Source organism: Corynebacterium nasorum (assembly GCF_022345765.1).
Taxonomy (GTDB): Bacteria; Actinomycetota; Actinomycetes; order Mycobacteriales; family Mycobacteriaceae; genus Corynebacterium; species Corynebacterium kefirresidentii.
On record NZ_JAKRDR010000031.1, the window covers coordinates 1 to 5557 of the forward strand.

Below are 5557 nucleotides of genomic sequence, written 5' to 3' on the forward strand. Positions count from 1 at the left end.
GGGTCGGTGGGAAGGAGGGGGGATAGGAAGGCGTCGATAAGCGCGAGCTCTTTGCGGGTAGGAATGGCCGAGAGATCATGGGCCTCAGCGGGCATGGGGATGTCCGGGGCGCCGCAGCGGAGGAACAAAAAACGCATGCGCACCATGCTACGCGCGCTTTTTTGGCCGGGAAAGTGTAAAGTTGGAGAGTATTTTGGCTTCAATAATGAGGAAGTGACTAAACAATGGCAGCGATCGTCATTGTCGGCGCCCAATGGGGCGACGAAGGCAAGGGCAAAGCGACCGACATCCTCGGCGGCAAGGTTGACTACGTGGTCAAGCCGAACGGCGGTAATAACGCCGGCCACACCGTCGTGGTAGGCGGCGATAAATATGAGCTGAAGCTCCTGCCGGCCGGCATCTTGTCTGAGAACGCTACCCCAGTGCTGGGCAATGGCGTGGTAATTAACCTCGAGGCGCTCTTTGATGAAATTGATGGCCTCGAAGCCCGCGGTGCGAATGCCTCGCGCCTGAAGATTTCCGCCAATGCGCACCTAGTAGCCCCTTACCATCAGACGCTCGACCGCGTGCAGGAGCGTTTCCTGGGCAAGCGCGCGATTGGTACCACCGGCCGCGGCATTGGTCCGACCTATGCCGATAAGGTCGCGCGCATTGGCATTCGCGTCCAGGACATCTTTGATGAGTCCATCCTGCGCCAGAAGGTCGAGTCTGCGCTGGACATTAAAAACCAGATGCTGGTGAAGATGTACAACCGCAAGGCCATCGAGGCAGACCAGATTGTGGACTACTTCTTGAGCTACCGCGATCGCCTACGCCCGATGGTTATCGATGCTGAGCTCGAGCTCAACAAAGCCCTCGAGTCCGGTAAGCACGTACTCATGGAGGGCGGCCAGGCCACCATGCTGGATGTGGACCATGGCACTTACCCGTTCGTGACCTCGTCTAACCCGACCGCCGGTGGTGCTTCCGTGGGCTCGGGCATTGGCCCAACCCGCATTAAGACCTCCCTGGGCATCATCAAGGCATACACCACCCGCGTGGGCGCTGGCCCGTTCCCGACTGAGCTCTTTGATAAGTGGGGCGAGTACCTGCAGACCACCGGCGGCGAGATCGGCGTCAACACCGGCCGCAAGCGCCGTTGTGGCTGGTACGACTCCGTCATTGCGCGCTACGCCACCCGCGTGAACGGCTTTACCGATTACTTCCTGACCAAGTTGGACGTTCTCACTGGCATCGGTGAGATTCCTATCTGCGTGGCCTATGACGTCGACGGCAAGCGCTACGATGAGCTGCCGCTTACCCAGTCCGAGTTCCACCACGCCGAGCCCATCTTCGAGACCATGCCCGCCTGGGACGAGGACATCACGGAATGCTCCACCTTTGAGGAGCTGCCGCAGAAGGCCCAAGACTACGTCCTGCGCCTAGAGGAGCTGTCCGGCTGCCGCGTTTCCTACATCGGCGTCGGCCCCGGCCGCGACCAGACCATTGTGCGCCACGATGTGATGGAAGATCAGTAAGGCAATTTCCCTCTCAACCGACGAATGAGCCCCGCCGCGCAGTGCTTCCACTGCGGCGCGGGGCTCTTGGCATTTCTACGTAAGCTCAGTGCGTAGCTACAGGAGGGGAGGAGTGACACCTCTACTAACGCGCTCGATAAGACTTCTTTCCCAAGCGACAGTAGTAGATAACACCATCAATTTACTTTAAAAAGTTTATTGAAAATACCAAAGAAATCACGATACCTTCAGTCCTCCTAAGCATCGGCATATTCGACACAGTGACCAATTAAGGTGAAGGTATCACTTCTAAGACCGCCGCCATTGTAGGGGTGGTAACTGATCTACCTTCGCTTGCAGTGAACGATTGGAGCGCGACGGGACCCTCTTTGTTGAGGGGTTAGGGCAGGAATGAAGGTGTCACAACGGTTGTTGTCCAAGCCGCATCGATTAAGCTGGGTGCTTCCTTCTGCCAAGCCTATCCAGTGGATTCTCGGACATCGAGCGATGCCACTGTATTTCGGACGCAATCGGCGGGGGTCTTGCTGCTGTTCCTGGGCTACGTTCAGCTTTATAGATTGACCGTGAATATCTCGGGCTTCCCCACGGGTAGAGCAGGTTCCTGCACTGATTAGTGGCATCGTCTGCCAGTGTATTACCCAGATTTTGCCATTCACGAACCGGCTGGGTATCTGCAGCAGGTCGCCGGCCTGCTAGGCTAACCAGTTTGATGTGATGCTGAAGCGCTCCTTTATGAATCGCGTGGGATTCCACTGTTTGGGTTCTGCCCCAGTAGTACACATTTGTTCATAAAGTGCGGATTCCTACAACCATCAGGCAGACAACCCAGGTCTTCCTATTGCCTGGGCAATTCCCCGTTCCCCTAGCGTTAGCAAGCCCCACCCCAGGGGGCGAAGCACAGGTGCTGAGATATATTGGTGCATTTTAGCTGCCCTCACGGCCATAACGCGCGGAATTAAGTCTTTCTCTGTTGTACATACCTAAACGCTAAGTTAAAATTAAGCAGGCTTTAAGTACAGAGAATTTTCAGCTTTCGCGGGCCCTATTTCCGCGCACTATACACAGGGAGTTACTTTAATGATTATCAAGCTTTTGAGTGGCCTACTCGCCACGATTATGGGCTTCTTTGGTTTGGGTGCCCCGGCGCAGGAGGCTGCACCGGTACCTGAGCAGGAGCAGGTTGCTGTTGCTGAACAGGGCAACACCGACGACGTGCAGGCTCTTATCGACGCCGCGCATGCCGAAGCCGGCTATGACTTCATCAGCGTCCGCTATGAGGGCGACACCGCCAATATTGCCCTGAATCCGGAGACCTACAACCCAGACAAAGACGACGTTACTTTCGAGGCAGTCTCCCAGCTCCTGCGGGAGAAGGGTTACCAGGTCACTGCCGTTCTTTAAGGCTTAGTTCATTCCAGGATCCGCACTGCGGCCTCGGTAAAGCATCCGTTTGCCGACGCCCGTGCGGATTTTTCTTTGCCCAATTCTCCCTCACTCTTGTGCGAGACCCCAAGTGTGATTGTGGCGACCCTAGGAAGAGTTTTTGCTCACACATCTCTTCTTGAAGGTGAATGGCAATAAGGTTAAGGCTTACTACACGTCTGGTATATCGAACGTGTGCACGCCCATTTCGAATGCTCTCCAGCCACTCCTGTAACACCAACTTTCTACGGATAATTCTGGAGTAATGCGAAGAAAGTCCGTGCGAATCTCTCTCTTGAATTTGCACGAAGTTAGATAAAACGCAGCGTATGGAAGTGTTTACATGGGTCTAATTAAGTCCAATATTAGTATTGGTTAAGCTAGTGGCTTAACTCTTTAGCCTTAGAAAGTGCTTAGCGAGCGTCGAACATATGTATTTAATACTAGGTTGTCCGTAAAAATAAAAGCATCTACCTGTGGGTATGAGATTAGAAATCCTGCATAACGTGCAGGTTTCCAATATTTTCTGGCTGGCGCCTTAAATTTTCCCGTGATATTATCCTGAGAGCACAATAAGAGTTAATCCAGATTCGGGTTCAAAACCCTGATTAACCGCAGTGTGTTCAAGTCCCAATTTCAGGTTCTGCTCAGCGAAGACACTCGCTGTACAGGAAAACGAATGTAAGTATTTGTACCGCTCGAAGAGGAAAGAATGAGTAAATTAAGAAACATAACCCGAGAGGGGTGGATGGTCTTTACCGCAGTGCTCGCTGCAATTGCGGTAGTTGCGGCCATGGTCACCGTTCCGGGGGCGAAAGCGGAGGATTCTAACAATAGAATTCCGATGCCGACTGCCAACGATAACTTTGCGGATCCCTATTATAAGGGTGGAGTGGGCTCAGAGCCCGAATGGGGAAATGTGGTATGGGCAGGCAAGCCGGTTACTAAAGCGGAAGCCGAAAAGGCCTACCGTGAGGGGAAGAAAGTTAACCCTTCCGCCCAAGGCAACGCCAACAACGACGTAGGTTGGGCACTGTGTATTGATCCTGGCGTCAATGCACCAATGAACAACCGATACTCTTACACACTTGACAATGCTGCCAAGCTTGATGTCGAAGACCGTTATCGTGATGCCGCAATCTCTTTGGCCATCAAATTGAAGCAAGCTTATGAAGCTAACGACAAAGAGGCCTCCAATAATTACTGGGTCTACTTGGCGGTATTGGTAGGCCATATGTCGGCTGCGCAGGAAGCTGCCCACGCGGTATTGGGTCACGATTTAGGTGACTTAGTCGGGCCGACTTACCAGAACTTCCACGGCTCCGCTGATGAATTTACTAAGCTCACAGGTTTCGAAATTGTGAATGCTGAAGGCAAGAATGGCCCAGAGCTACGGGAGGTTCCCGACGCTGCTGCTAAAATTGAAAAGCAGCCAGAGGAGTATTACATCACGATTGTCGGCCCTAATGGCAATCCCAATGGTCTGCCAAGAGGCCAGCGTGTTATGCCAATCGATCAGCCAGGACTGCCGGACAATGGTGGAGGCTCTGAGGAGCCGACCACTTCTCCTGAGAATCCGGGTGGCGAGACCTCTCCAAGCGAGACGACCGAGAATCCTGAGCCGTCTGGTTCTGAAACAACCACTCCGAAGGACACTACCTCCGAGACGACCCCGGATAAGACGACTGATGTAGTACCCAATCCAGAACCGACTCCTACTACTAGCGAGCAACAGAAGGATCTTGAGCCCAAGATTGAAACGGAAGCTTCGATCAAAGATGGCAACCGTGTAGAAAAGGGCGCCACGGTTATTGACACTGTGACGTATAAGGACCTTGTTCCGGGCAAGAAGTACACCCTGAAGGCGAAGCTGATTTCCAAGGCAGATGGCGAAACCGTACTGGGTGAAGGCTCCGAGGAACTGGTTCCGGAAGAGTCCGCCGGCAAGAAGGACGTCGAGATCACTGTCAACGACAAGGCAGATCCTGCTGTTGACGCTGCGGTTGCCTTCGAGAAGCTGGTATCTACCGAGGTAGATAAGGACGGCAACGAGACCACTGGCTCCACCGATGAAAACGTGATTGCTACTCACGAAGACATCAACGATGAGAAGCAGACCGTTAACACCAAGTGGGCCCCGTCCATTAAGACCAACGCTGATTTTGACAACGCTAAGCAAGTAAAGGCTGGCGTCACCGTCAAGGACACCGTTACCTACACCGACCTGGTGCCAGGTAAGGAATACACCCTGAAGGCTGAGCTGCGTAACAAGGCAGAGAATGCTGAGGGTGAGCACGATGTCGTCGGCAAGGGCGAAGTAACCTTCACCCCGAAGAAGTCTGCCGGCGAGCAGGTTGTTGACATCAAGGTCAACGACCATGTTGAGGGTGTCATCAAGGCTGCTGTCGCATTCGAGGACCTGTACTCCAAGCAGGTCGACGAGAACGGTAAGGAAACTCCGAACTCTGACGAAGAGAAGAAGATTACCGAACACCGCGACATCGATGATGAGGATCAGACTGTAACTTCTAAGCAGACTCCGAAGATCAGCACGAATGCTGATTTTGAGGATGGTTCTCATGAGGTTGTTGCTGGTGCCAAGATTGTTGATGAGGTTT

3 protein-coding genes are annotated in these 5557 nt (G+C 53.4%); all 3 read left to right on the top strand.

Going from position 1 to position 5557, the window contains the following annotated elements:
• Positions 1 to 224 precede the first annotated feature (224 nt).
• A complete protein-coding gene (locus MHK04_RS12020; protein ID WP_239208116.1) occupies positions 225 to 1517 on the top strand; it encodes an adenylosuccinate synthase in 1293 nt (430 codons plus the stop codon).
• 1077 nt (positions 1518 to 2594) lie between these two features.
• Complete coding sequence (locus MHK04_RS12025) at positions 2595 to 2918, top strand: malonyl-CoA-ACP transacylase (RefSeq protein WP_239208115.1); 324 nt, start codon at positions 2595 to 2597, stop codon at positions 2916 to 2918.
• 733 nt (positions 2919 to 3651) lie between these two features.
• Positions 3652 to 5557: VaFE repeat-containing surface-anchored protein (locus MHK04_RS12030; RefSeq protein WP_239227084.1), on the top strand; the 1906-nt coding region annotated here is incomplete at its 3' end.